A 25,616-nucleotide genomic window follows, 5' to 3' on the forward strand; every position below is an offset into this window, starting at 1 on the left:
CTTATCACTTATTTCCCTCATCAAAGATCCGAGAAAATATCCAGCGCCTCGGAAAGATGGGAAACGGCATGAATCGTCAGGCCTTCAATCGGTTTTCTAGGCGCATTGGCTTTCGGGATAACCGCCTTTTTGAAGCCGTGTTTCGCGGCATCGTTAAGGCGGGCGTGACCGTTGGCGACCGGCCTGATCTCGCCATTAAGACCAATCTCGCCAAAAAAGAACGCATCATGCGGAATCACCTTGTCCCTTAGACTGGATACGATCCCCACGACAATGGCCAAATCAGAACTGGTTTCCGTGACTTTGATGCCGCCCACCACATTGGCATAAATCTCGTCAGTACCGGTCAGGATGCCGCCGTGCCGCGCCAGCACAGCCAGCAGCATGGCAAGGCGGTTCTGATCGAAGCCGACGGCCAGGCGCCGCGGATTGCCATACTGGCATTCGATCACCAGGGCCTGGATTTCCACCAGCAAAGGCCGTGTACCTTCCCAAAGCACGGTCACGACACTGCCGGAAGACGGCTTTTCGGCCCGATTCAAAAACATCGCCGACGGATTCTTGACTTCCTTGAGCCCCGCACTGTCCATGGCGAAAAAACCCAGCTCGCCGACGCTGCCGAAGCGGTTTTTATCGGCTCTCAAAACCCGGAACCGGGCGTCATCCGTCGATGCCAGAATGACCTGGGTATCGACAATATGACTCAGAGTCATGGGACCTGCCAATGACTGATCCTTAGTGACATGCCCGACCATGAAGATGGAGACATTATGCTTTTTTGCGTACTGGGTCAGATAGCTGGCCGACTCCCGGACCTGGGAGACCGATCCGGGCGCCGAGTCCGTCTCCTGCGTGTGCATGACTTGAATCGAATCAATCACCAGAATCTGCGGCCGCACCTCATCCAGCACATCGCAGATTCTCTGGACCGAGGTTTCGGCCAGCATCATGATTTTATCGACCGGCAGCTTCAGCCTGTGGGCTCTCTCGGCGATCTGTTGCAACGATTCCTCGCCGGAGACATACAGCACGCTGATCCCGTCGCCGGCAATATTGGCGATGGCCTGCAACAAGATCGTGCTCTTGCCGGCGCCCGGCGCGCCGCCGATCAGCACGACGCTGCCGCTGACAATGCCGCCGCCCAACACCCGGTCAAATTCTGAAATCCGCGTGGAAATACGTTCGGCTTGCGAAAGATTGATGTCGGACAACAACCGGACTTCCGACCGGCTGCCGGCATAACCGGCAGTGCGGCTATGGCGATCGGATGCCGCGGAGCCGAGCCTGACTTCCTTAATGGTGTTCCAGGCCCCACAGCTCGTGCATTGCCCGGCCCAGCGCGGAAAATCCGCGCCGCATTGATCACAAACATACGCTGTTTTGGTTTTCTTACTCATACTGATTGGGGCGACACATCAAAATATATCGTCATCCTCGCTGATCAAGTTATTCAGTGACTGCATATCCTTCCTAAGCCGCTTTCTGGTTCCTAATTTTTCCTGCACTGCCGGTGGCAATTCCGTAAAGATGAAAACCTGCTTCTCGATTAGCAGGTCGACCAGATCCTCTATGACCCGCGCCATCTCATAGTCCGTCGAGGACAGCGTACGCTTGACCTGCTCCGACTCGGCCATGCGCCGTAAAAAACTCATCACCTCCGGGTCGGTAGCCGCCAGCCATTGCGAGTCGGCGGCAGGCGGGGAGTCATGTAATTCAATAATGATACCTGCGGCATTTCGGCTTACATAGGGCATCAATTTCTCCAGTAAATGTTGTTGTGCTATTCTACCTAAGTACTCTGCAAATACACTGCAATAATTTGGACCCTTAGTTACCCCTGAGCATATGGACACCGTCGAAGAAGCCCCGCAATCAACTGCTCTGCCCTCCACCACCTCCCACTCAATTCCGCCCAAATCTGATGATGCGCTGTTGCTGGCCTTATTATCAATTTGTAAGCTATTGCATACACCCTATTCAGCGGAGGCGCTAACGGCCGGATTGCCTTTGGTCGACAACAAATTAACCCCGGCCTTGTTCATCAGGGCGGCCGAACGCGCGGGGCTTGCCGCCGCCCTGGTCAAGCGCCCTCTCGATGAAATCTCGAATCTGGTTTTACCGGCTGTTTTGATTTTAAAGCATGAAAAAACCTGCGTCCTGATTAAAAAAGAACAGAAGCTTTTTACGGTTATTCTGCCTGAAACCGATAGCGGGGAAAAAACGGTTACATTGCAGGCTTTACAGGAAGAGTATACAGGCTCGGCATTTTTAACCCAGCTTAATCATCAATTCGATGACAGAACCTCCGGTTCCGTCACGCCCAAAGTCAGGCATTGGTTCTGGGATGTCATTTACAAATCCTGGCCCATTTACACCGAAGTCATCATCGCATCGCTGCTGATCAACCTGTTCGCGCTGGCCTCTCCGCTTTTTATCATGAACGTTTACGACCGGGTGGTGCCTAATCATGCCGTGGAAACGCTGTGGGTCCTGGCTATCGGCGTGGCGATTGTGTTTACCTTTGATTTTGTCATGAAGGCGTTGCGCGGCTATTTTATTGATGCGGCGGGCAAACGCTCGGATATCATTCTGTCCGCGACTGTTTTCGAAAAAGTCATGGGCATCCGCATGGAGGCAAAGCCGGTGTCCGTAGGCGCTTTCGCCAACAACCTGCAGGAATTCGAATCCTTCCGGGATTTTCTGACGTCCGCGACCTTAGCGACGCTGATCGACCTGCCTTTTCTGTTTATTTTTCTGGCGATTATCGCCATGATAGGCGGCGAATTGGCGCTGATCCCTTTATCCTTGCTGCCATTGGCGATTATCGGCGGTATTGCGGCGCAAAAACCCTTAAAACGCACCATCGCGGAGCTGTTCAAATACTCGGCGCAAAAAGGCGCCATTCTGATCGAGTCGTTGAGCAATCTTGAAATCCTCAAGACGGTCAGCGCGGAGGGCCAGATGCAGCGGCAATGGGAGCAGAATATCGGCCAGATTGCGCGACTGGGCCTGAAATCCCGTTTTTATTCCTCGATCGCCGTCAACCTGACAGTGTTCCTGCAGCAACTGGCTTCCGTTGCCGTCGTCATTCTGGGCGTCTATAAAATAGCCGAAGGCGAACTGACCACCGGCGGCCTGATCGCCTGCACGATTTTAACCGGCCGGGCATTGGCGCCCATTGCCCAGGTGGCCTCATTGCTGACCCGCTATCACCAGGCGAAAGCATCCCTGGCGTCCATCAACCGCCTGATGGAACTGCCGGTGGAACGTGAATTCGGCAAAAAATTCCTGCATCGGCCGAAGTTTAAAGGGGCCATTGAATTCAAAAACGTCATGTTCAGTTATCCCGACCAGCCGACCCGGGCCCTGGAAAAAGTCTCCTTCAAAATCAAGGCCGGAGAGCGCGTCGCCTTTATCGGCCGGATCGGCTCGGGCAAAAGCACTATTGAAAAACTTATCATGGGCTTGTATGAGCCGCAGGAAGGTTCCATTCTGATCGATGACACCGATATCCGCCAGATCGATCCGTCGGAGCTGCGCCGCCAGTTCGGTTATGTGCCTCAGGACATATCGCTGATGTTCGGCAGCGTAAAAGACAACATCACCTTGGGTTCGCGCTTCGCCGAGGACTCCGCCATTCTGAACGCCGCCGAAATCGCCGGCGTCACGCAATTCGTCAACAAGCACCCGGCCGGCTTTGATATGCCCGTGGGCGAGCGCGGCGCCTCGCTGTCGGGAGGGCAGCGCCAAAGCGTCGCCATTGCCCGGGCCCTGCTGCTCGCGCCGCCGGCCTATATTATGGATGAACCGACCAACTCGATGGACAACAGCACCGAAGAAGTCTTCAAGCAGCGCTTCGCCAGCCACATCGGCACGCGCACCTTGATTCTGGTCACGCACAGGGCCTCGCTGCTGTCGCTGGTGGACCGGCTTATCGTGATGGACGGCGCGCATATTGTCGCCGACGGCCCTAAAGCCTATGTCCTGGACGCGTTAAAACAAGGGCAAATCAAGGTATCGATGTAGCTATCCGGTCAAGTCCGGCAAAACCGTCGGCTACACAACATCACAAGCGCCACGAACAAAGCAGCGATCCATAATAATGATAAAAAAATTATCCGAACTGATCTCAAAGCAACATCAATTATCGGAAGATAAGGATTTTCTTACCGACGTGAATGAAGCGAACCTGTACGGCGCCTCAATTCACAGTCATCTTATTTTATGGCTGACCTTTCTGTTCGTCGTGACCGCCTTGATATGGGCCAACTATGCCGCATTGGACGAAGTCACCCGCGGCGCCGGAAAAATCATCCCGTCCAGCCATATTCAGGTCGTGCAAAATCTGGAAGGCGGCATACTTTCGGAGATCCTGGTCAAGGAAGGCGATCTGGTTGAAAAAGGCCAGGCGCTGTTGCAACTGGACGAAGTGCGCTTTGCCTCCTCATTCAATGAAACCAAGCTGAAGTATTATGAACTTTTAGCCAATGCCGCCCGCTTGACTGCTGAAACGACAGGGCAGCCGTTGAAAATGCCGCAGGAAGTCATCGACAATTACCCGAGTTTCGCCGAACACACCCGCCAACTCTATGACGCCAGAAAATCCGAACTGGAGGCGAATATCCGGATATTGCAGCAACAAGTCGTGCAAAAGGAACAGGAACTGGTTGAACTTAAATCAAAGCAGAACCAGATCGCGCGCAGTTATCAGATGCTGAAGAAGGAAATGGACATGTCAGAACCGCTCGTTGCCCAGGGCGCGATGTCCGAAGTCGAACTGCTCCGACTGAAACGCAGCGCCAATGACTTGAATGGCGAACTAAGCTCCGCTCGACTGGCCATACCGCGACTGCAAGCGTCTCTGGCTGAAACCAAAAACAAGCTCAGCGAACAAAAAATCCGCTTTCAAGCCGACGCGATGAAGCAACTTAACGAAACCAAATCGGAACTGGACAGAACGTCCGAGTCGGTGCTGGCGCTGAAGGACCGGGTGACCCGGACCCGCATCCTCTCCCCGTTAAAAGGCACGGTCAAACAACTGAAAGTCACGACCATCGGCGGCGTTATCCAGCCCGGGATGGACCTGGTGGAAATTGTCCCTGTGGACGATCAATTGCTGGTGGAAGCGGAAATCAGGCCGGCCGACATTGCCTTTCTGCGCCCGGGCCAGGATGCCATGGTCAAATTAAGCGCTTATGACTTTTCCATTTACGGCGGCCTGGACGCAAAACTTGAACATATCAGTGCCGATACTATTATTAATGAGCAAGATAAAAAAAGTTATTACCAGATCCGTCTGAGAACGACTAAAAACCACCTCGAAAAAAATGGCGAAACGCTCAACATTATTGCCGGCATGAATGCCGACGTCGATATTTTAACCGGCAAGAAAACCGTTTTGGACTATTTACTCAAACCCATATTAAAAGCCAGGCAACGCGCACTTCGGGAACGCTGATAACTATTAGTCATACCCTGTTATCGACTATATACATAATATTAATAATAGGGATCAAGGATACATTTAAGTGGCGAATATATTAATTCTATCAATTAATCCTATTTTAGCGGATCAATGGAAAACAATACTTTCAGAGGAACATAAGATTAATATAGTCGATACTATTAACCATGCTATCGGCCATATCCCGATGAATCCGACCGATATTCTCATTATCGACGCCGATGCAGCAGGTTTTGATACCGATACTACGGCGCTTGCGCAAATTCTGAATACGGCCTTAAAAGCGCTGATTATCGGTCGCGACTGGCCTGAAGACCAACAAATACATGCCTTGATCTCAGGTTTTTCAGGCTATTGCGAGTATGATGCAGCTGCCGATCAGCTGCTAAAAGCAACGAACAGCCTGTTAAAAGGCGATATCTGGATCCAACGGCATTTAGTTCCCAAAGTCATCGGACACTTGATCGAACTGACTAACGCCCAAACCATTCAATCCGAAAAAACAACACCCGCCCATAATAACTTGCAAACGCTGACACACCGGGAACTGGATGTTGCCAAAATGATACGCGCCGGAGAAAGCAATAAAACGATTGCTTCTTTACTCAATATTTCAGAACGTACCGTGAAAGCCCATTTAACTTCCATATTTCAAAAACTTGAAGTTCAAGACCGACTGCACCTTGCCGTATTACTGAAAGAAATAATCCAATAATATAAATAATAAAAAATAATAACTATATAACGAGACAAAATATTTTAATCAGGAGTAAATATGAAGTTTAAATCAGGCATAACCGGATTGATTGCCGGCATCGCATTGTCATCACCGGTTGCGGCACAGTCGCTCCAGGAAGCCGTACAACAAACCATCAACGAAAATCCGGAAATTCAGTCCGCCAAGGATGAGCGACTGGCCGTGGAACAGGAAATCGATCAGGCCAGAGCCAGCTATTTCCCTACCGTGGACCTGGCCGCCGGTTATGGATTCGAACAGTCCAACAACCCGTCCACGCGCGCCCGCATATCCGGGACGCCTTTATTCAGATCAAACCAGCAACAAGGCACGGTTCAGTACGGCCGTGAAGAAGCCTCCCTGCAGATACGGCAAATGCTTTTTGACGGATTGGCCACTCCCAACGAAGTGGCAAGACAGGAAGCCAGAACCAACGCCAAGGCCTACAATGTCTTCGGCCGATCGGAAATCACCGCCCTCAAGGCGGTTGAAGCTTATCTGAATGTGTTGCGCCGGGAAGAGTTGCTGAAACTCGCCCAGGAGAACCTGGTCGTCCATGCCAGAACCAATGACCAGATCACCTTGCGCAGCGAGCAAGGCATCGGCAAAAGAGCGGATATCGAACAGTCCACCGGCCGTTTATCGTTGGCGGAAACCAATGTACGCGCCGAGGAAGGCAACCTGAAGGATGCCAAAACAGCCTTTTTGCGCGTCGTGGGCGCATTGCCCGGACAACTTGAGACGCCGGCAGACCCGAACACCCTGCTGCCGGCAAGCATTGACGAGGCCATTGAGAAGGCCGTGGAAAATCATCCCATCTTAAAGTCGGCCAATGCCGATATCGAATCAGCCGTCTCCCAACATGAGACGGCTAGGGCCGCTTATATGCCACGTGTTGATTTCGAGGGCGGCGGCTCCTACAACAACAATCTGGACGGCATTCCCGGTAAGAACGAGGACTTGACCGCCATGTTGCGCCTTAGATACAACCTGTTCAATGGCGGCAAGGATTTGGCCAGGCGCAAGGAAACCGCGCACTTGATCGCTCAATCAAAGGATATCAGGGATAACACCTATCGGCAGGTGGTTGAAAGCATGCGGTTATCCTGGGTTGCCCATCAGACGGTCAAGGACCAGCTGACGTTCTTTAAAAACCATAGGGACTCAAGCATCAAGGCGCTTGAAGCATATCAGCTGCAATTCAATATCGGTCAACGCACATTGCTGGATTTACTGGATTCCGCCAATGAGATGTTTATCGCCAAAAGCGCTTATACCAATGCCTTATATGACGAATTATTTGCCGCCTATCGCATTTTGGCCAGCATGGGTGGTCTGAATCAATCCTTAGGCGTGACACTGCCGCCAGAGACCATTCCCCTGGAAAAATAAGCCTCAAAGGCGCTGTGAGCGCCTTTTAACTTTGCCGACGCCGGGATACAGCCCCGCCGCCGGTTAAGTTATCCCCGGCAAGCTGTTAAATTACAGCCCCATCATCAGATGACTGCCGTGTTTTTTCAGCCAATGCCGATGTTGCTGGTAGCCGGGCAAATGCTCGGCCACCAGGGCCCAAAAATGCCTGGAATGATTTTTTTCCTGAATATGGCAAAGCTCATGAACGACCACATATTCCAGCACTTCGGGCGGCGCCATGATCAACAGCCAATTGATATTGATGTCATTATGGATGCCGCAACTGCCCCAGCGGCTTTTTTGAGTCTTGATCCTGATTGAGCGCGGAAACAGCTGCCGTCTGCCGGCATGTTCACTGACCAGCCGCTGCACATGCAATTTTGATGTCGCCATCATCCAGCGGATCAGGGCCTTCCTGATGTCGTCGCCATGCTCTTTGACAAGTAATGCCTCAGGAACATGCGCGATAAACGCATCTGAAAACTCTATTTTGACCTTTTTTAAGGCCGACGGCCTGACCGCCAATGGATACTGTTTCCCCTGAAACGGGATATCGACGCCATGCTTATAATCAGATGGAGCCCGGCGACTGTACAGGGCGCTTTTAACCTCCATGTTTGCCAGAGTCTGCACAATCCACTGCCGCTTTTCCTGAACAAATTGCTCGATGCGCAGAGGCGAGGCTTTTACCGGCGCGACGACTTCAACCTTGCCGGGCGTTACAACGATGCGTACACGGGTCGCGCGCTGGCTGTGACGGATATGATAAGAAAATGGCGGATTAGACACTAATAGCTCCCTAAATTACAGCGGGTTATTCATCATTCTTTGTTTAAGCCTGGTCCACAAATCCAATCGGTCCGAGCCGCCCACGCGCTGGCCGGCGCCCCTGGCTTTGGCCAGCCATAAGCCGGCTCCGTTAAAACTGTAGACAGGCAATAAATCGGTTCTTTTGGTCGCCGGCTCGATGGTCGGCACCAAATTATCCAGCACCACCGGCACGGCCCTTGGGGTAGCAAAATACGTCAGCACCATGTGTGCCTGATTGAGTTTATAGGCTTTTACATAGGTAATACGCATTTTATCTTCATCGACGCCGAGTTCTTTCAGCGTGAAGTACTTGGCAATGGAATAATCCTCGCAATCGCCCGCGCCGGTCGCCAAAGCTTCGAGCGGTGTCGCCCAGTAATCCTCGACGCCCCAATGCAGGATATCATCGACAAACGCTATATTCTGATTAAAAAACTCGTTGACGCGTTGTAATTTCTCCTGATCCGGCAAGTCTTTCGCCGTCCGCACCAGCGTTTGCCACTGAATGATGCGCTGCCTTGCCGCCTCGCCATATTTGTTTTGTACCTGCCCTAGTAATTCGTCGCTAATTTCAAGCGTCGCTGCAACGGCGAACGCATATGACCAGCAAAGCAGCACTGCCGCTATTTTTTTCAATGGCGACCGCTTAAGCCCCGGCATCAGCGAAACCGCCGACACTCCGAATCGGGCCGGTTCACGGTCCGAAAAGCTGTAAACAGATCAATGCTCATAAATAACTCCCTGTGTTTCAATTATGGCGTGCTTGCCCGCCCGCGCCGCGACGGCCGACAGGCAAACTGCATATTGGTCAGATTTTCAATTGCGTACCTCGTCAAACAATAAACGCCGCCCTGTCATCACAAGCCCATATTGCGGCACGCGAAACACTGCGTCGTCTTCAAAACCGGCCTGTTACAGATGAACGATGCTGTCGGCGACGGGCACATATAATTTGCCGGCCTTATTTGGCTCTTTACCGCTGCCGCGGCTGGCACCGGCGATCCCCATTGATTTAATGGCGGCAAAATCTTCATCGGCATCAATATTTTCAGCCAATATACCGATGTCCAGCAATTGCCCCATCTCCTTCATGGCTTCGATAAAGTCTCGTTTGCCCGGTTCGCGGCTGACGCCGTTGCCGAGATCTCTGGCCATGCGGATATAATCGGGTCTCAACGCCTTCGCCGTTTCCAGCGAGACGGATTGCGTATCGAACCGTTTCAGGATGACTTTGGCGCCATGCTCGTGGGCAAATTTGATAAATTCCTTGAAAACCTTAACCTCTTTCGCGACCGCATAAGCGGAAATACTGAACACGAGCTGGGCCGAGACAGCCTGATGCCGGGCCAATTGCGCAGCCAGCCAGGCGCGGAAATCGCTGTTTTTTACCGTCCTGGTCGACACGTTTACCGCTATGGCATGCCGGATACGCCGCCCTTCAATATAAGCGAGGACTTTTTCAACAACGCCCTTATCCAGATCGACAATTTTCTCGAATTTCTCGGCGACAGAGACGAAAGTTCCGACAGGTATCGGCTGGCCATCAGCGGCCGATGCCCGAATAAACGCCTCGGTCATCAATACTTGCCCGGTCAGGAAACTCTCTATCGGGTCGATGAATGAAACCGTATAGGCGTCATTATCGACGACATCGAAAACCAGCGACTTCCATTCCGCGATATCCTTGGCTTGATCGTCCCGCGTCCTGATAAAGTAGCTGTTGGCGCCGATCAACTTGGCTTGCTCAAACGCCTCATTGGCCGCCGCCAGCATGCCGGCGGTCGTGTCCAGGGGATTAAACGGCGCCACGCCGATATGGGCAATATCCGGTTGTCGGTATCGTGAGCCCAATTCGCTCAAGGAGCGGCTCAATGCTTTTCCCATCTGTTCGACCTGTTGCGAATTAATATCCCTGGCCAGCAGGACAAATTCACCGCCAAAAAAATGATAGACTCCGGCGCTCCCTTCCGGCAATGTCGCCGCCAACTGTTTCAGACTGTTGGCGCAGTCCCGTAAAAAGCGATCGATGGCCTCGCTGCCCTTTTCCTTGGCCATCGCAGCCAGACCGTCCAGTTTTATCAGATAAATGAACGCCTCGCCGTGCTCGGCCAATAAGCGCTTCATGTCCGTCTCGAAGCCGCATTTTTTGCTCAGGCCGGTGACATCGTCAAGTTGCAGTTTTTTGCCCAATAATTCAAGCTTGGCATTCAGGTTTGTCACCACTTCGCCGATCTTTTTGGACATGGCGTTTATGGAACCGGCAACGGTCCTGACCTCGGTGGTCCAAGGCAACCGGTCCATGGTTTCATACTGCCCATCGGAAACCGCGAGCGCCAACTGACTGATTCTTTTTAACGGCAATAAAATAAACCGCAAGACGAGCATCAGTAAAATGCTGGACGCTATAAATGCCGCCATAGAATAATAGAATGCGCTTTGCGCCTGATGGTAAAGCTTAAGATAAGCATATCCCGGATTTACCGTGACCCGCAGGGTACCGCCAATACTCCAGCCCGAGCTTATTTCGCTTTTCGCCGTGGCCGTCTCGATGGGCAGCATGGCGATAAACCAGCTCGGGACCTCTTCAAACACCTGATCATTAGTCAGGGTAACCAGTGGCCGGCCTTCCGCATTCACCAGTTTGAGCTCCTTGTAATACCCCATGTCGAAGATGGCGTTCATCATGGTTTCCATGACCGGATCGGTTTCATTGCTGATATATGGGCTCAGCGCCAGTCCTAGAGACGTGGCCGTATCCTGCGCATGCACTTCGGCTTCAATCTGCAGATAACTCCTCATGTTACCGACACTAATGACGAAATTGACGCTGAAAATCATCAAAAACAGCGCCGATATCAGTATGAATAGTTGTTTGGATAAAGTCATGTGCCTGGCCTTGGGTGCCCCCTATCTTGACCGTCAATCATACTGATTAATCATGTGAGTGGCCAGTTGTTGTAGCGCCTGGCTTAAACTGTCCCTGAAATGGGCATCCATGGGCATTTCGTTCAAGGCCTTATTCATGCATAACATCCATTGATCCCTTTCGGCGGCGCCTATGGCAAAAGGAAAATGCCGCTGCCGCAGGCGCGGATGCCCATACTGCTGCATAAACAGATCGGGGCCGCCCAGCCAGCCCGATAGGAACTTGAACAATTTATCGCGGGCTCCCGACAAGCTCTTTGCATGCATGGCTCTGATGCCTGCCGCTTCCGGCAGGGTATCCATGAAAAAATAAAAACGATCGACTAAACTTAATAGTGCGTTTTCACCACCGATAAGCTCATAGGGCGTTTTTTGCAGTGTATCTGTCATTATTCAACTCTGAAAATTACTATGCTTATAAACCAATATCTTACTCAATTTTTGTTACCGACATCGCGAAACTCTTGTAAGATTTGAAGGTCTTCCTGTATTGTTAACCTTTTATTTTAAGGAATCCAAGTAATATGAAATTAAATACCGCTGTTTCCCGACCGGAAGCCAGTATACTGGCGACCAATAAGATGCTGAAAAACACTTATTTGTTATTGTCGATGACATTGCTTTTCAGTGCATTGACAGCCGGGGCATCGATGTTGCTGAATTTGCCGCACCCTGGCATGATCATTACCTTAGTGGGCTATTTCGGCCTGTTGTTTCTGACGGAGAAATTCAGAAACAGCGGCCTGGGCCTGGTTTTTGTTTTTGCCTTAACCGGCTTCATGGGCTTAACGCTCGGCCCTATTTTGAACATGTATCTTCAAGCCTTCAGCAACGGCCATGAGTTGATCATGACCGCGCTAGGCGGCACAGGCGTCATCTTTCTGGGGCTCTCAGGCTATGCCTTAACCACACGCAAGGATTTCAGTTTTCTTGGCGGCTTCCTGATGGTCGGCATCCTGGTCGCGTTTCTGGCCGGCATCGGCGCGATGGTCTTCTCCATGCCCGGCTTGTCCCTGGCCGTATCGGCGATGTTTATCCTGCTGATGTCCGGCATGATTCTGTTCCAGACCAGCGCCATCATACACGGCGGCGAAACCAACTATATTTCAGCCACCGTATCGTTGTATGTCTCTATCTACAACCTGTTCCTGAGCTTATTGCAACTGCTGGGCGTATTCAGTGGCGACGATTAAAACGTTGCTTGCCGCATTTACCCCAAGCGCAACGAAAAGTCCGGCTTATTTAGCCGGACTTTTTATTTTCCTGTCGCTACTTGCCGGCTGCCAGAGCCCGAAAACACCCGATGAGGTAACGACGGCATTCTGGGAAGCGCTGATAGACGACCAGCTTGGCGCGGCCAAAGGCTATGCCACACCGGCCAGCCGTGACCTGGTCGAGAGAGAACCGTATCTTGAGGAAGCGTCGGTGCAAACCGGCCAAATAGTCATCAACGGCACTGACGCCTCGGTGGAAACCGTCATTACCACTTCGGCCACCGATGAAACCGACAAAACCCTGACCTTTAACACCGTCCTGGCAAAGGAAAATGATCAATGGCAAGTTGACTACCAGCAAACCCTGATCAATATTTCGAACCAGCCGTTCAGCGGCATTATCAGAAGTCTGAAGGCGCTTGGCGATATCTTCAACAAGCAGTTGGAACAGCAGCTCCCGTTGATTGAAAAGCAGCTCGAGTCTTTCGGCCAGGAACTGGAGCGGCAACTGGATGAGTTCGGACGCCAACTGGAAAGACCCGCTCAGCCCGACAAACAATCGCCTTACCCCGGCACGATATAAACGGGTTTCTGACGTAAGCGAAGGCACGGCTATGCCGTCCTCAGCGTAGTGGCCTTGTTTTATGCGGATAACGGACGTAGGAGCGATGGCGGCGATTGGCCGGAAACGGCCTTAAAAGGAAGGGATACCGGTGGTTATTGTCAGCCTGATCCTTAGTGTACCTGAGTCAATTGTCTGCGTGACATCAGATGTTAGGGATTGGGCCATAAATCATTTCCCTGTTTAAACATAGGATGCGCCGACGACAGGAGACGCATCGTTCGTGAGCGATGCGCTTCGCTATGCCGCCTGGAGCGCCTACTTTTGGTCAGCGCATCCTATGCAGGATGCTAATTTCAATAAGTTATTTTTAACCAAACCCTAATTTTCAGAACCATGCAGGCGAATCAGCAAAGCCGCCTCATCATGGCTCAAACCGTAATTTCTCATTAACTCATTGACACTGGCGCCGCTGCGCACTTCATGCAGAATCCCGCTATAGGGATGCGCGGACTGATCGTTTTGCTGATGCCGGTCGTTTTGTTGCCGCTCGGCAAGCTGTGTTAATAAGTCACTCAGCTGTTTGTCATTGCTCGTTACCCGGCTATCCACGGTCAAGGCGGCAGAGCATAATCCGGCGATATCCTGGGTATTGCCCTGCACCGTATTCGCCAGCACCTGATAATCGCGTTTCAGCCTCAAATAGACCCGCGCCAGCCAGACAAGCGCGCCGATAATGATGGCGATGGCGATGCCCATGGCTATGAGAAGATAGTCAATCATCATATGGAAATATCAATATGTCGGGCCGGTTCAATCACCTGATCTTCCCTAGTGGGCTTTTCCTTGGACGGCGGTTGCTTCGCCGGCCGATCTTTTTTTTTATCCTGATCCGTTTTTAACACGGGACAAGAAGGCGCTACAGGCCGAATTTCTGTCATTCCGATCTCCTATTAATCTGCACTCAGGGTTTACTAACAGCGGCGGCGGCCGACGGCGCCAGATTCAACCATTTAGCCCGCTCCGCGTCACTCGCGCCATAGCGGGCAAAAGCCTGCGACACTAATAGCAGCACAACCCGCCGGTTTTTAAAACGACCCTCTTCTATTCGATTATCGCCGATAGGATGAAACTCGCCATAACCGGTTGCCGATAATCGAGCCGGCTCTATGCCCGCTTTGATCAGTTCCTGCACGACACGGGTGGCTCGCGCCGATGACAGTTCCCAATTCGACGGAAAGGCCATGGTAGCAATGGGAATCGTATCCGTGTGACCTTCCACATTGATTGCATTGGGTAAGGGCTTAATGACTTCGGCAGTCTTTTTCAGCACCGATATCGCCTTTTTGGATAATTTTGCCTCGCCGCTTGAAAACAGTAACTCACTGTTCATTTCCAGTTCTATCCAGTAGTCGCTCCTTTTGACCGACACCAGGTTGTCGTCGATAAACGCGCGCAGAACGTCTTCAAGCTGCCCGGAAACCTGCTGCAAACGCCGTCTTTCCTTGAGAATCTCCTCGCTCAACGCCTGTCTTTTATCCGTTTCGGCAGTCGCAACATGGTCCAATGGGATAGGCTGAATGACGGTAGGCGGCGTGCCTGTCTGGATCGGCTCGAGCACATTGCCCTGCAGCGCTCTATTCGAAAAAGCGTCGTCCAGTGATTCGGACAGGGTCTTGTACTTGCCCTCGTTGACCGAAGAGATGGAATACATCACCACAAAAAAGGCGAACAACAAGGTGACAAAGTCGGCATAGGACACTATCCATCGTTCATGATTATTGGCCTCCTCAGGCGGTTTTCGCCTACGCCGTGCCATAGCTAGGTTCGGTTCGTGTCATGCAGATAACCGCTCAGTTTCAACTCGATATTTCGTGGATTCTCGCCCTCGGCTATAGCGATAATGCCTTCTATGATCATCTCACGCGCCAGCGTGGCCGCCAGAACATGCAGCTTCAACTTATGGGCAACGGGCAGGAAAATCAAATTGGCGGTCGCCACGCCATAGATGGTCGCGACAAAAGCCGTGGCAATGCCGGCACCCAGCAGCGCCGGTTCCGCCAGATTTTCCATCACATGGATCAAACCCATGACCGCGCCGATAATGCCAATGGTCGGGGCATAGCCTCCCATCGCCTCGAATAACCTGGCTGCCTGCAAATCCCTGTTCTCACTGGTCGTCATCTCTACTTCCAGGGTATCCCGTATCACTTCCGGCTCATTGCCGTCGACCAGAAGCTGCAGGCCTTTTTGGGTGAAAAGGTCTTTTTCGGCCGACATCACATTTTCCAGCCCCAGCAAGCCTTCCTTGCGCGCCAGCGTGCTCCAGCCCACTATCTTGGCAATTTGCCCTTTCAGATTCTGTTTTTCCGGCCTGAATACCCATAACGACATTTTGACGCTTCTGATAAAAACCGCCGGCGGAAACTGCAGCAACGTCGCCCCGGTCGTGCCGCCCAGCACGATAATGAAAGCGGGCCCATTCAACAGTGAACCGATATGGCCGCCATCGAGCAAATTACCCAGCAACAGTGCGCCGATGCCTACCAGAATGCCAATGATGCTTAAAATATCCATAAGTCTCTATACTTGCCGGCCCACTATCGGCAGTGATCCGTCAACCAGTCGGCCAGCCGGGCGCGCAATCTCAGCACAGCCTGCGCGCTGATCTGGCTGACCCGGGATTCGCTGAGATTCAATACCTCGCCGATCTCGCGCAGGTTCAGCTCTTCATCGTAATACAACGATATAACCAGCCGCTCGCGCTCGGGCAGCCCCATGATGGCGCCGGCCAGGGCGCGCCGAAAGCCGTCGCGGCTTAAACCGGCCAAGGGCTCTTCCGCCGAATTCGTCGACTCTTCCAGGAAATGATCGCCGGCCAGGGCCAGCTCCTCGGTGCTGAACACGCGGCAACTGACCGAATCCTGAAGAATGTGGTTGTACTCATCGATAGCGATGCCCAGATAATCGGCTACCTCGCTGTCCCGGGCCTCGCGGCCGGTGCGGCTCTCAACGGCCTGTATGGCCTCGACCACCTGACGGGATTTTTTGTGCACGGAGCGCGGCGTCCAGTCGGAGCGCCTGACTTCATCGAGCATGGCACCCCGAATACGGATGCCGGCATAGGTATCGAAGCTGGCGCCCTGCGTCGCGTCATATCCTTTGATGGCTTCCAGCAAGCCGACCATGCCGGCCTGGATCAGGTCATCGATTTGAATCGAAGCCGGCAGTTTATTCAATAAGTGATAGGCAATGCGCTTGACCAGGGGCACATGCTGCATGACACGCTCATCGGTGCCGCCCGACTGTACCGAAGCGTACATTGCCGCTCTGTTCACGCGACATCCTCTTGCAGACCATACTGGATCATGCGTTCAATAAAGAACTCAAGATAACCGCCGGCCTGGGATTTCAACGGCCAGGCGTCAACATTCGCCGCTATCGCCTTCACGGCAAGCGCCGCCTTACTGCGCGGGAATGCCTCGACGACCGGGCTTTGCTTCTGAACGGATTTACGCAAGTATTCATCGTATGGAATGGCGCCCGCAAACTGCAGCGTCACATCCAGATAACGGTCGGTTACCTTGCTCAGTTTCTGGAACAGCGACTGGCCTTGCTGAATCGTTTGAACCATGTTCGCGATGACATGAAAATGGGACAGGCCGTAATCCCTGTTCAGCAGCTTGATAAACGCATAGGCATCGGTCAGCGATGTCGGCTCGTCGCAAACCATGACGATAATTTCCTGGCAGGCGCGGGCAAAATTGACCACGCTGGCCGAGATGCCGGCCGCCGTATCGACAATCAGCACGTCCAGATCCCGGTCGATTTCGCTGAACGCGCGGATCACGGACGCCTGCTCAATCGTGGACAGCTCGGACATTTTCTGGATGCCGGACGCGCCCGGGATAACCCGCAGTCCGGCCGGCCCCTCGAGCATGATGTCGTCCAGGGTTTTCTCGCCTGCCAGCACATGAGACAGGTTGTACTGCGGGTACACGCCGAGCAGGATATCGACATTGGCCAGGCCCATATCGGCATCCAGCAAGGCGACCCGCCGTCCCATTCGGGACAGCGCGATGCCGAGATTGACCGACAGATTGGTTTTGCCTACGCCGCCCTTGCCGCTGGTGACGGCGATGACGCGCACGGGTTTCATGTATTTCATTTTCCTTATTCCGGCAGCTTGATCAGTTGGCTTATGCATAGCCTTGCGCCATCCATGCTTCGTGGTTGCTTCCATCAGTATAGTCATTTTCCGCGTTAAGCGCGGCCGCACAGTGCTCGATCAGCGACCGGGCATGCGGACGGTGCATGTCTTCAGGCACTTGCTGGCCGTCGGCGATAAAAGCTATCGGCAGGTTCTGCTCTATGAGCGCGGAAATGGCGGAACCGACCGAAACGGCTTCATCAAGTTTAGTCAAAATACTGGCTTGCGGTTCGAAAACCTGAAAAGCGTTGATGATTTCATTCATGGCCCGGTATTCGGTCGCCGCCGACATGACCAGATACGATTTAATCGGCAGGCCGCTTTGCTGCAGCGTACTGATTTGCTCGACCAGCTTCATGCCGCGCTGGCTCATGCCGGCCGTATCGATCAGAATCAGGCGTTTGTCGGCAAAGCCGTTGATCAAATGGCGCAGGTCCTCGGCGCTGGAAGCCACGCGCACCGGCACCCCAAGAATGCGGCCATAGGTATTGATCTGTTCGTGGGCGCCGATACGGTAGTTATCGGTCGTGATCAAGGCGACCTGTCTGGCGCCATGCCTTAAAATAAACTTGGCGGCCAGTTTGGCGATGGTCGTGGTTTTGCCGACGCCGGTAGGACCGACTAAGGCGACGATGCCGCCGGATTCGAGCAGGTCGTCCTCGGCTATCGGCAGTATATCGGCCAGCATGGCCTGCGCTTGCTCAAAAGCCTGTTCGGCATCGTTATGACCGGACAGCTGGTTAGCCAGCCTGGCGCCCAGCTTTTTGGAAATGCCCATACCGTTCAGCCGTTGCAGCAAATCGGCTTTGACGGTATTGATTGGCGCGTTTTGCGGCCGGCTGATTTCGGTCAACCGGCTGTCCAGCGCGGTTCTCAGGTATTTCAACTCCTTGTTCATCTCCATGAGCAGCTGATCGGACAGACTGCCCGGCTTTTCGGCGGCCTTAACCGCCGGGGCCGGCGAGGCTGGCGCTTCCCTGACTGCCGGCTTGGCGGCTTTCGGCGCGGGACTGGCTGGATTGCCGCGCAGCTGCGCTTTTTCCGCATAGCCGACATACTGGTCAACCGGGCGGTGCACAGGCCGATCGGATGTGAATCCGTCTCCACCCGGTTTTCTCGGGCTGGTTAAAATGTGCAGGCGTTTTTTTTCGGCTTCGAAATCAGGGAGGTCAGCGTTTTTGCTCTCGCGGACGGCAACTGCCGGCGCCGGTGGTTCATTCGCCTGTTTTTGCAGCTTGTTGTGGATCAACTGTTCGTCAAAATCGCGCGCGGCAATGATCTCGACGCCGCCGTCCACCGACCGGTTTGACATGATGACCGCATCCGCGCCCAACTCTTCCTTAACCATGCGCATGGCCTGGCGTATATCTGCTGCAAAAAAGCGTTTAATTTTCATTGTGCCCTCATCTGTTATGCGCGTCGCCCGACAGTGGATACGACCTTGATCTGACGATCGGCCGGTATTTCACTGTATGCCAGGACATGTAAGCCGGAAATCGAATGACGGACGAAGCGGGCCAGCCAGGGACGGATATAGGAGGACACCAACAACACGGCGGTCTGGCCTTCCATTTCCATTTTTTGCACACTGTCTTGCAACGATTGATGCATTTGTTCTGCTAACCCGGGTTCAATGCCGACGCCGCTTTCGCTTGCCGTTTGCAGAGACTTATGCAACAACTGTTCCAACTCGTGATCCAGCGTGATAACCGGCAGTTCATTCCGCGCGCCGCCGATTTCATGCACGATCAAGCGTCCCAGCGATGTGCGCACCGCGGACGTCAAGATGTCGGGATCTTGACTCTTGCCCCCGTATTCCGCCAAAGTTTCGGCGATGCTGCGCATATCGCGGATGGGAATGCGTTCCTGCAGCAGATTTTGCAGCACCTTAACCACGACGCCCAACGGCAGGGTCTTCGGCACCAAGTCTTCAACCAGCCTGGGCGCCGACTTGGCCAGGTTTTCAAGGATTTTCTGCGCTTCTTCATAACCGAATAATTCGTGCGCGTGCATCTGCAGAAGATGGCTCAGGTGCGTCGCCATCACCGTGCCCGGATCGACCACGGTATAACCCAGGGTCTGGGCATGGTCTTTCTGCTTCGGTTCAATCCAGACCGCATCCAGGCCGAAAGCGGGATCCTGGCAGACCTTGCCCGGCAAAGCGCCGAACACGCGCCCGGGATTAATCGCCATTTCCATTTCCGGCAGGATATCGGCTTCGCCGACCGTCACGCCCATCAATGAGATCTTGTAACCGGTAGGGCTCAAATCGAGGTTGTCGCGGATATGCACGGACGGAATCAAAAAACCCAGTTCCTGGGACAGTTTTTTGCGCACGCCCTTGATGCGCGTCATCAATTGCCCGCCCTGATTCTTGTCGACCAGCGGGATCAGCCGATAGCCGACTTCCAGGCCGATGACGTCGACCGGCATGACATCGTCCCAGCCCAGCTCTTTCATCTCGGGCGCCGCTTGCGGCATGACCATCGAGCGCTCAATCTCAACCTGTTCGGCAAGCTTATGGCGCTTGTCGATCCAGTAGGCGGAACCGGCCAGCCCCGAGGCCAACAGGATAAAGACCAGATTCGGCATGCCCGGAATAATGCCCAGCAGTCCGATCACGGCCGCGGTAATGATCAGCGCTTTCGGATTCTCAAACAGCTGCGTGCTGACCTGCTGGCCAATATTCTCGCCGCTGCTGCCGACCTTGGTCACGACCAGTGCCGATGCCGTCGACAGCAGCAAGGACGGAATCTGCGCGACCAGGCCGTCGCCGATGGTCAGCAGCACATAGATTTCGCCGGCCTGGGCGAAGCTCAGGCCATGCTGGCTGACGCCGATCACCAGTCCGCCGATGATGTTGACGAACAAAATAATGATGCCGGCGATCGCATCGCCCCGGACAAACTTGCTGGCGCCGTCCATGGAACCGTAGAAATCGGCCTCGGTCGCGACTTCCGCACGGCGCGCACGCGCCTCATCCTGGCTGATCAGACCGGCATTCAAATCCGCATCGATCGCCATCTGCTTGCCGGGCATGGCGTCCAGCGTAAAGCGGGCGCCCACTTCGGCGACCCGGCCGGCGCCCTTGGTGACGACCATGAAGTTGATCACGACCAGAATGGCGAAAACCACGAGGCCGACCGCGAAATTGCCGCCGATCACGAACGCACCGAAGGCCTCGATCACCTTGCCGGCGGCATCGCCGCCGTTATGGCCCTGCAGCAGCACAATACGGGTCGAGGCCACATTCAGCGCCAGACGCAACAGCGTCGCCATCAGGATAACGGTCGGAAACGAAGCAAAATCCAGGGGTTTGAGCGTATAGACGACCACCAGCAGGATGATCAGCGAAAACGCGATGTTGAAGGTGAACAGCAGATCCAGTAAAAAAGCCGGCAACGGCAGCATGACCATCGCCAGAATCATGACAATCACCAGCGGCGCGCCCAACTCCGCCTTGCCCAGCATCGCTAATGCCGCCTTTAGTCTGCTCAGATCCATACGTTATCTACCCTTGTTTGAATTCATCAGGCACTTTAATATCCCCCGGCGGCAAGGGCTCATCCCAATGGTTCTGCCGGGCGGTTTTCAATTGGTAAACATAGGCCAATACCTGCGCCACCGCCAGGTACAGGCCCTGCGGTATTTCCTTGTCCAGATCGGTCGAATAATACAAGGCCCGCGCCAACGGCGGCGACGCCACCAGCGGCACGTCGGCGCCTATCGCCAGATTTCGGATTTGCGCCGCGATCAGATCGACGCCCTTGGCGACCAGTCTCGGCGCCCCGTTGGCATGCTGGTCGTATTTCAAGGCCACCGCATAATGGCTGGGATTGGTCACGATCACATCGGCTTTCGGCACTTCCGTCATCATCCGGTTTTGCGCCATTTCCATCTGCATCCTGCGCATGCGCCCTTTTACTTCGGGGCTGCCTTCCGATTCCTTCATCTCATCCTTGATTTCCTGCAGGGTCATTTTCAGTTTTTTATTGTGATCCCACAGCTGATAAGGCACATCGATCATTACGATCAGTATCAATGAAGCGCTCAACAGCAAAAAGCACAGGCCGATAATACGGAGGGCATGCGACACCGACTGCGCCATGGGCTCGACGCTGAGGCCGACCAGTTCCTTCAGGAAAAACCGGAACAGCACGACCGCCACCATAAAGACCAGTAAAAACTTCAGCAGCGCCTTCAGCATCTCGACCAGGCCGCGCACGGCAAACAGGCGCGCCAGGCCTTTAATGGGGTCCAGCTTCTCCAGCTTGGGCGCAAGCGCCTCCCAGCTGAACACCCAGCCGCCCAGCGCCAGCGGGGCGATAATGGCGGCCGCGACCATGGCCGCGGCAAAAGGCGCGATCAGCAGGACGCCGTCGATCATGGTTTGCTTGAAGTAGAGGGCGGGACTGGCGGGATCGAAAATCACCGCGCGCTTCAATTGAAACTGAGCCTTCATCATATCGATCAGGCCATTGCCCATATGCTCGCCCCAGGTCAGCAGCAGCACGGCACTGGTCATCAGCATGACGAAGGTATTGAGCTCCCTGGAGCGGGCGATCTGGCCTTTTTTGCGCGCGTCGGCCAGGCGCTTGCCGGTGGGTTGTTCGGTTTTTTCCTGATCGGAATCTTCTGCCATACGCTATAGCCGCAACAAGTGCCCGATCAGTTCATAGGCATCGGTCAACAGGCCCGAAAACTGATCCAGCACATCGGGCAATGTCACCCAGATCAATAAAATGCCCAGCATCAACGTGATGGGAAAGCCTACCGAAAAAATATTGAGCTGAGGCGCCGCGCGGGCGGCCACGCCGAAACAGACATTGACCAGCAGCAGGCTGGCGATCATGGGCATCGCCAGCAGCAAGCCGCCGGCAAACAGCCGGCTGCTCCAGGCGATGACGGTCCAGACATCGGCTGTTGCCAGCCCGGCCATACCGATCGGCAAGGTCGTGAAACTGTCCAGCAGCATCCTGATCAGCAGCAGATGGCCATCCAGACCGACAAAAATCAGCGTGCCGGTGATGACATAAAACTGCGCGACCACCGGCACCTGCTCGCCGTTCTGCGGATCGACCATGGCCGCGAAACCCAGCCCCATGCTGTAAGCGACACCTTGTCCGGCAAAAACCAGAGCCGCAAACACCAGCTGCACAATAAAACCGCTGACCAGGCCGATCGCCAGTTGCTGAACGGCCACCAGACCGCCGGCATAACTGAACGGCTCGACAGCCGGCAGCGCCGGCAGCAATGGCATGACCGCCAGCGTCAGCGCGACCGAGAGGATCAGCCTGACCCGGGCCGGGACGGCGCGGATGCTGAACACGGGCAGGACCACGAACATTGCGCTGATGCGCATCAGCGGCCAGATGAATGACCCGACCAGTCCCAGGATTTCTGCTTCGGTAAAATTCAATGGCTTATCCGATCAAATAAGGAATATCCCTGAGCAATTCCTGAAAGTAGTCGACAAACATTTGCAGCATGGCCGGCCCCATCAGCATCAATACCACGCCGATAACGATCAGCTTGGGCACAAAGGTCAGCGTGGTTTCATTGATTTGAGTCGCCGCCTGAAACATGGCGATGACCAATCCGATGGCCAGGGATGGCAACAGCACCGGCGCCGCCAGTTTGACCGCAACCACCATCGCCGCCTGCCCTATGTTGTAAACGGTTTCCGGGGTCATGGCGCGTCCCTGTCAGCTGACATAAAAACTCGCCGCCAGCATTTCCATGATCAGCGACCAGCCGTCGGCCAGCACGAACAGCATGATTTTAAACGGCAGCGACACGATCATCGGCGACAGCATCATCATGCCCATGGACATCAGCACGCTGGCCACCACCAGATCGATAATCAGAAACGGCAGAAAAATCAGGTAGCCGATCTGGAACGCCGTTTTCAGCTCGCTGGTCACATAAGCCGGCAACAGCAGCGAAAACGGCACATCGTCAGCCGATGCCAGTTCCGCCCGGCCGGAAATCCTGACGAACAATTCCAGATCGGATTCGCGGGTCTGCTTCAGCATAAACCGCCTGAACGGCTCCGATGCCTTGACGATCGCCGAGTTAAAGTCGATTTTCTCTTCCATATAAGGCTGCACGGCTTCCGTGTTGACCTGATCGATGACCGGCATCATGATGAAAATGGTCAGAAACAGCGACAGGCCCAGCAACACCTGGTTGCTCGGCGCCTGCCCTGTTCCCAGCGCCTGCCTCAGCAAGCTTAAAACGATCATGATGCGGGTAAAGGAGGTCATCGTCAGCAGCAAGGCGGGCAGCAGCGTCAACAGCGTCATGACCGCCAGAATCTGAATCGTGACGCTGTAGGTCTGGCCGCCCTGCGGATTGGTCGTGACCGTCAGCGCATCGATGCCCGGCGCCGCAAAGGCCGGCATCTGGGACAGCAGCAAAACCAGCAGTAAAATACCCCTACGCATCCGGCTGCCCTTTCATCGCTTGCTTCAGTTTCCGCGCAAATCCCGTTTCCATTAGCGAGTCGTTCTCGCTGCCGAGGCAATCATCGCCTTCCAGCACATGCAGGGTTTGTATGCGGCCCGGCGTCACGCCCAGAACCAGCTGTTTGTTACCGACCTGGAGCAAAACGACTTTTTCCCGCATGCCCAGCGACAGCCCGCCCAGGACCCGCATTTTCGAGGACCCGCTAACACTGAGACCCGCCAGCTTGCGCATCGCCCAGGCGCAGAGAAAAAAAACGCCCAGCACGATCAGCAGCCCGAGACTCCAATTGGCGATATCCCCCGAAGCCACCGTTCTGGCCGCCTGCGGGGCATCTGCCGCCAACACCGGATTGCCCCAGAACAACAGCCCGCAGAGCGTGATTTTCAGACGCATCAGGCGAGTCTTTTCACGCGTTCCGACGGACTGATCACATCGGTTAAACGGATGCCGAATTTGTCGTTGACCACGACCACTTCGCCATGCGCTATCAACATGCCGTTCACCAGCACATCCAGCGGTTCGCCGGCAAAACGGTCCAGTTCAACGACCGACCCCTGATTCAGCTGCAGCAGGTTTCTGATATTGATATGCGTGCGGCCGATTTCCATGGAAATGGTCACGGGCACTTCCAAAATCACATCGAGATTGATTTCATCGGCTGGGGTTGCCGACGGCTTTTTATCTTCCTGGTTGTCGAATGCCTCGAATTCAGCGGCTGCAAATGCATCAGCCACTTCCTGGTCGGAAAGTCCCATTGATTCTTCGCTCATATTTTTTCCCGCTTGTCGCGTTATAACCCGGCCCTGAAGCCCTCAAATCGAGTCAGGGGTTAATTTGTTGATAATCTGCACCGCGTAATTGCCGTCCGATACGCCGACCTTGCCCTCAAAAATAGGCACGCCCTCTACCTTAAGCTGTACCGTTTCCGGCATGTCGATCGGTATGACGTCGCCTTTTTTAAAGCGCATGACGTCCCTAAGGCTCATCTGTTTTTCCACCAGCAGACTGTCGACGCTCACTTCCACGCGCATGATCTCGTTGCGCAGGGCTACCTGCCAGCGGCCGTCCACTTCGGTCCTGTCGCTGCTGACAGCATCGAGCAATTCCCGGATCGGCTCAAGCATCGAATACGGGATGACAATATTGATATTGCCGCCGCCGCCCTCCAGCTCGACATGAATCGTGGAGATCACCACAATTTCCGAAGGGCTGACAATATTGGCGAATTGCGGATTGATTTCGGAACTCATGTATTCGAAATTGAGATCCATGACCGGCTTCCAGGCTTCCTGGAGGTCCTTGAAGATCATGTCGAGGATGATCTGGATAACCCGGGTCTCGGTCGGCGTGAATTCGCGGCCCTCGATCTTGTTGTAAAACAGTCCCCCGCCGCCGAAAAAGTTGTCTACGGCGGTAAAAATCAGGCGCGGCTCCATGACGATCAAGACCCGTCCGCGCAGCGGGGAAAACCGCACGATATTCAGGTTGGTCGGCACGAACAGGCTTTGTATGTATTCGGAAAACTTTTGAATCTGCAGCGCGGGTGTGGAGATTTCCGCCGAACGGCGCAGAAAATTGAAGATCGACACACGGAAATACCGGCCGAACCGTTCATTGACCATTTCCAGGGTCGGCATGCGTCCGCGGACAATCCGTTCCTGGCTGGTAAAGTCATACGGCTTATGCTCTTCCGGAATGTCGTCTGGAAAAGATTCATCCGTATCCGGTTCAGTCGCGATAGCGATATCGCCCTCATCCATGCCATGCAGCAGGGCATCTATTTCTTCCTGTGACAGTAAATCGGCCGTAGACAT

At 54.1% G+C, this 25,616-nt stretch carries 27 protein-coding genes; 6 read left to right on the top strand and 21 right to left on the bottom strand.

Annotation, left to right across the window (positions count from 1 at the left end):
- Positions 1-20 precede the first annotated feature (20 nt).
- A complete protein-coding gene (gene radA / locus EK22_RS11170; RefSeq protein ID WP_020159749.1) occupies positions 21-1,397 on the bottom strand; it encodes a DNA repair protein RadA in 1,377 nt (458 codons plus the stop codon).
- An 18-nt stretch (positions 1,398-1,415) separates the two neighbouring features.
- Entirely contained in the window at positions 1,416-1,754 is a 339-nt protein-coding gene (locus EK22_RS11175; RefSeq protein WP_020159748.1) for a hypothetical protein, read from the bottom strand.
- A gap of 91 nt (positions 1,755-1,845) precedes the next feature.
- Here EK22_RS11175 and EK22_RS11180 point away from each other — a divergent pair, with 91 nt between their 5' ends.
- The 4 genes from EK22_RS11180 (at position 1,846) to EK22_RS11195 (ending at position 7,592) form a co-directional block, all read left to right on the top strand.
- Positions 1,846-4,026: a type I secretion system permease/ATPase gene (locus EK22_RS11180; protein ID WP_036250955.1), complete on the top strand. Its 2,181-nt coding sequence runs from the start codon at positions 1,846-1,848 to the stop codon at positions 4,024-4,026.
- A 76-nt stretch (positions 4,027-4,102) separates the two neighbouring features.
- Positions 4,103-5,458, top strand: a complete 1,356-nt coding sequence (locus EK22_RS11185; RefSeq protein WP_020159746.1) for an HlyD family type I secretion periplasmic adaptor subunit — start codon at positions 4,103-4,105, stop codon at positions 5,456-5,458.
- Positions 5,459-5,528: 70 nt separating this feature from the next.
- The gene (locus tag EK22_RS11190; RefSeq protein WP_036250957.1) at positions 5,529-6,179 is read left to right on the top strand and encodes a helix-turn-helix transcriptional regulator; all 651 of its coding nucleotides are present in this window, start codon (positions 5,529-5,531) and stop codon (positions 6,177-6,179) included.
- Between the two features lie 60 nt (positions 6,180-6,239).
- Complete coding sequence (locus tag EK22_RS11195; RefSeq protein ID WP_020159744.1) at positions 6,240-7,592, top strand: TolC family outer membrane protein; 1,353 nt, start codon at positions 6,240-6,242, stop codon at positions 7,590-7,592.
- 90 nt (positions 7,593-7,682) lie between these two features.
- Here EK22_RS11195 and EK22_RS11200 read toward each other — a convergent pair whose 3' ends face one another.
- The 4 genes from EK22_RS11200 to EK22_RS11215 all read right to left on the bottom strand — a co-directional run bounded on the left by EK22_RS11200 (position 7,683) and on the right by EK22_RS11215 (position 11,738).
- Positions 7,683-8,402 carry a M48 family metallopeptidase gene (locus EK22_RS11200; RefSeq protein ID WP_020159743.1) on the bottom strand — a complete coding sequence of 240 codons (720 nt, stop codon included), beginning with the start codon at positions 8,400-8,402 and terminating at the stop codon, positions 7,683-7,685.
- A gap of 15 nt (positions 8,403-8,417) precedes the next feature.
- Positions 8,418-9,059, bottom strand: coding sequence for a transglutaminase-like cysteine peptidase (locus tag EK22_RS11205; RefSeq protein ID WP_232216359.1), 642 nt, complete (start codon positions 9,057-9,059; stop codon positions 8,418-8,420).
- 276 nt (positions 9,060-9,335) lie between these two features.
- Complete coding sequence (locus tag EK22_RS11210; protein WP_036250960.1) at positions 9,336-11,309, bottom strand: bifunctional diguanylate cyclase/phosphodiesterase; 1,974 nt, start codon at positions 11,307-11,309, stop codon at positions 9,336-9,338.
- A gap of 33 nt (positions 11,310-11,342) precedes the next feature.
- Positions 11,343-11,738, bottom strand: a complete 396-nt coding sequence (locus EK22_RS11215) for a group II truncated hemoglobin (RefSeq protein WP_020159740.1) — start codon at positions 11,736-11,738, stop codon at positions 11,343-11,345.
- Positions 11,739-11,872: 134 nt separating this feature from the next.
- On the opposite strand from EK22_RS11215, the gene EK22_RS11220 reads away from it, so the two are divergent.
- Together EK22_RS11220 and EK22_RS11225 are read left to right on the top strand one after the other, a co-directional pair.
- Positions 11,873-12,541, top strand: a complete 669-nt coding sequence (locus EK22_RS11220; RefSeq protein ID WP_020159739.1) for a Bax inhibitor-1/YccA family protein — start codon at positions 11,873-11,875, stop codon at positions 12,539-12,541.
- The gene (locus EK22_RS11225) at positions 12,528-13,145 is read left to right on the top strand and encodes a nuclear transport factor 2 family protein (protein WP_020159738.1); all 618 of its coding nucleotides are present in this window, start codon (positions 12,528-12,530) and stop codon (positions 13,143-13,145) included. Before EK22_RS11220 ends, EK22_RS11225 begins: the two co-directional genes overlap by 14 nt.
- Positions 13,146-13,505: 360 nt before the next feature.
- Here EK22_RS11225 and EK22_RS11230 read toward each other — a convergent pair whose 3' ends face one another.
- Genes EK22_RS11230 through fliM form a run of 15 tightly spaced genes read right to left on the bottom strand, consistent with a single transcriptional unit; the run spans position 13,506 to position 25,616 of the window.
- A complete protein-coding gene (locus tag EK22_RS11230) occupies positions 13,506-13,910 on the bottom strand; it encodes a DUF2802 domain-containing protein (protein WP_036250962.1) in 405 nt (134 codons plus the stop codon).
- Positions 13,907-14,065 carry a hypothetical protein gene (locus EK22_RS24710; RefSeq protein WP_020159736.1) on the bottom strand — a complete coding sequence of 53 codons (159 nt, stop codon included), beginning with the start codon at positions 14,063-14,065 and terminating at the stop codon, positions 13,907-13,909. The genes EK22_RS11230 and EK22_RS24710 overlap by 4 nt, the downstream gene beginning before the upstream one ends.
- Positions 14,066-14,088: 23 nt before the next feature.
- A complete protein-coding gene (gene motD, locus EK22_RS11235) occupies positions 14,089-14,943 on the bottom strand; it encodes a flagellar motor protein MotD (RefSeq protein ID WP_036250964.1) in 855 nt (284 codons plus the stop codon).
- Positions 14,944-14,945: 2 nt separating this feature from the next.
- Positions 14,946-15,701 (bottom strand): flagellar motor protein, encoded by a 756-nt coding sequence (locus EK22_RS11240; RefSeq protein ID WP_036250967.1) that lies wholly within the window; start codon positions 15,699-15,701, stop codon positions 14,946-14,948.
- 23 nt (positions 15,702-15,724) lie between these two features.
- Positions 15,725-16,447: an RNA polymerase sigma factor FliA gene (locus EK22_RS11245; protein ID WP_200882596.1), complete on the bottom strand. Its 723-nt coding sequence runs from the start codon at positions 16,445-16,447 to the stop codon at positions 15,725-15,727.
- 11 nt (positions 16,448-16,458) lie between these two features.
- Entirely contained in the window at positions 16,459-17,292 is an 834-nt protein-coding gene (locus EK22_RS11250) for a MinD/ParA family protein (protein ID WP_020159732.1), read from the bottom strand.
- Between the two features lie 31 nt (positions 17,293-17,323).
- Positions 17,324-18,730, bottom strand: coding sequence for a flagellar biosynthesis protein FlhF (flhF, locus tag EK22_RS11255; RefSeq protein WP_036250972.1), 1,407 nt, complete (start codon positions 18,728-18,730; stop codon positions 17,324-17,326).
- 14 nt (positions 18,731-18,744) lie between these two features.
- A complete protein-coding gene (gene flhA / locus EK22_RS11260) occupies positions 18,745-20,838 on the bottom strand; it encodes a flagellar biosynthesis protein FlhA (RefSeq protein ID WP_036250974.1) in 2,094 nt (697 codons plus the stop codon).
- 7 nt (positions 20,839-20,845) lie between these two features.
- On the bottom strand, positions 20,846-21,976 hold the full coding sequence (flhB, locus tag EK22_RS11265; RefSeq protein ID WP_036250977.1) for a flagellar biosynthesis protein FlhB: 1,131 nt from the start codon (positions 21,974-21,976) through the stop codon (positions 20,846-20,848).
- 3 nt (positions 21,977-21,979) lie between these two features.
- Entirely contained in the window at positions 21,980-22,753 is a 774-nt protein-coding gene (gene fliR / locus EK22_RS11270) for a flagellar biosynthetic protein FliR (RefSeq protein WP_036250979.1), read from the bottom strand.
- Positions 22,754-22,757: 4 nt separating this feature from the next.
- Positions 22,758-23,027, bottom strand: a complete 270-nt coding sequence (fliQ, locus tag EK22_RS11275; RefSeq protein ID WP_020159727.1) for a flagellar biosynthesis protein FliQ — start codon at positions 23,025-23,027, stop codon at positions 22,758-22,760.
- 12 nt (positions 23,028-23,039) lie between these two features.
- Positions 23,040-23,780 carry a flagellar type III secretion system pore protein FliP gene (fliP, locus tag EK22_RS11280; RefSeq protein WP_020159726.1) on the bottom strand — a complete coding sequence of 247 codons (741 nt, stop codon included), beginning with the start codon at positions 23,778-23,780 and terminating at the stop codon, positions 23,040-23,042.
- A complete protein-coding gene (fliO, locus tag EK22_RS11285; RefSeq protein WP_036250981.1) occupies positions 23,773-24,195 on the bottom strand; it encodes a flagellar biosynthetic protein FliO in 423 nt (140 codons plus the stop codon). The genes fliP and fliO overlap by 8 nt, the downstream gene beginning before the upstream one ends.
- A complete protein-coding gene (fliN, locus tag EK22_RS11290; RefSeq protein WP_020159724.1) occupies positions 24,195-24,572 on the bottom strand; it encodes a flagellar motor switch protein FliN in 378 nt (125 codons plus the stop codon). The genes fliO and fliN overlap by 1 nt, the downstream gene beginning before the upstream one ends.
- A 42-nt stretch (positions 24,573-24,614) precedes the next feature.
- Positions 24,615-25,616, bottom strand: a complete 1,002-nt coding sequence (fliM, locus tag EK22_RS11295; protein WP_020159723.1) for a flagellar motor switch protein FliM — start codon at positions 25,614-25,616, stop codon at positions 24,615-24,617.

Source organism: Methylobacter sp. BBA5.1, assembly GCF_000746145.1.
In the GTDB taxonomy this organism is placed as follows: domain Bacteria; phylum Pseudomonadota; class Gammaproteobacteria; order Methylococcales; family Methylomonadaceae; genus Methylobacter; species Methylobacter marinus.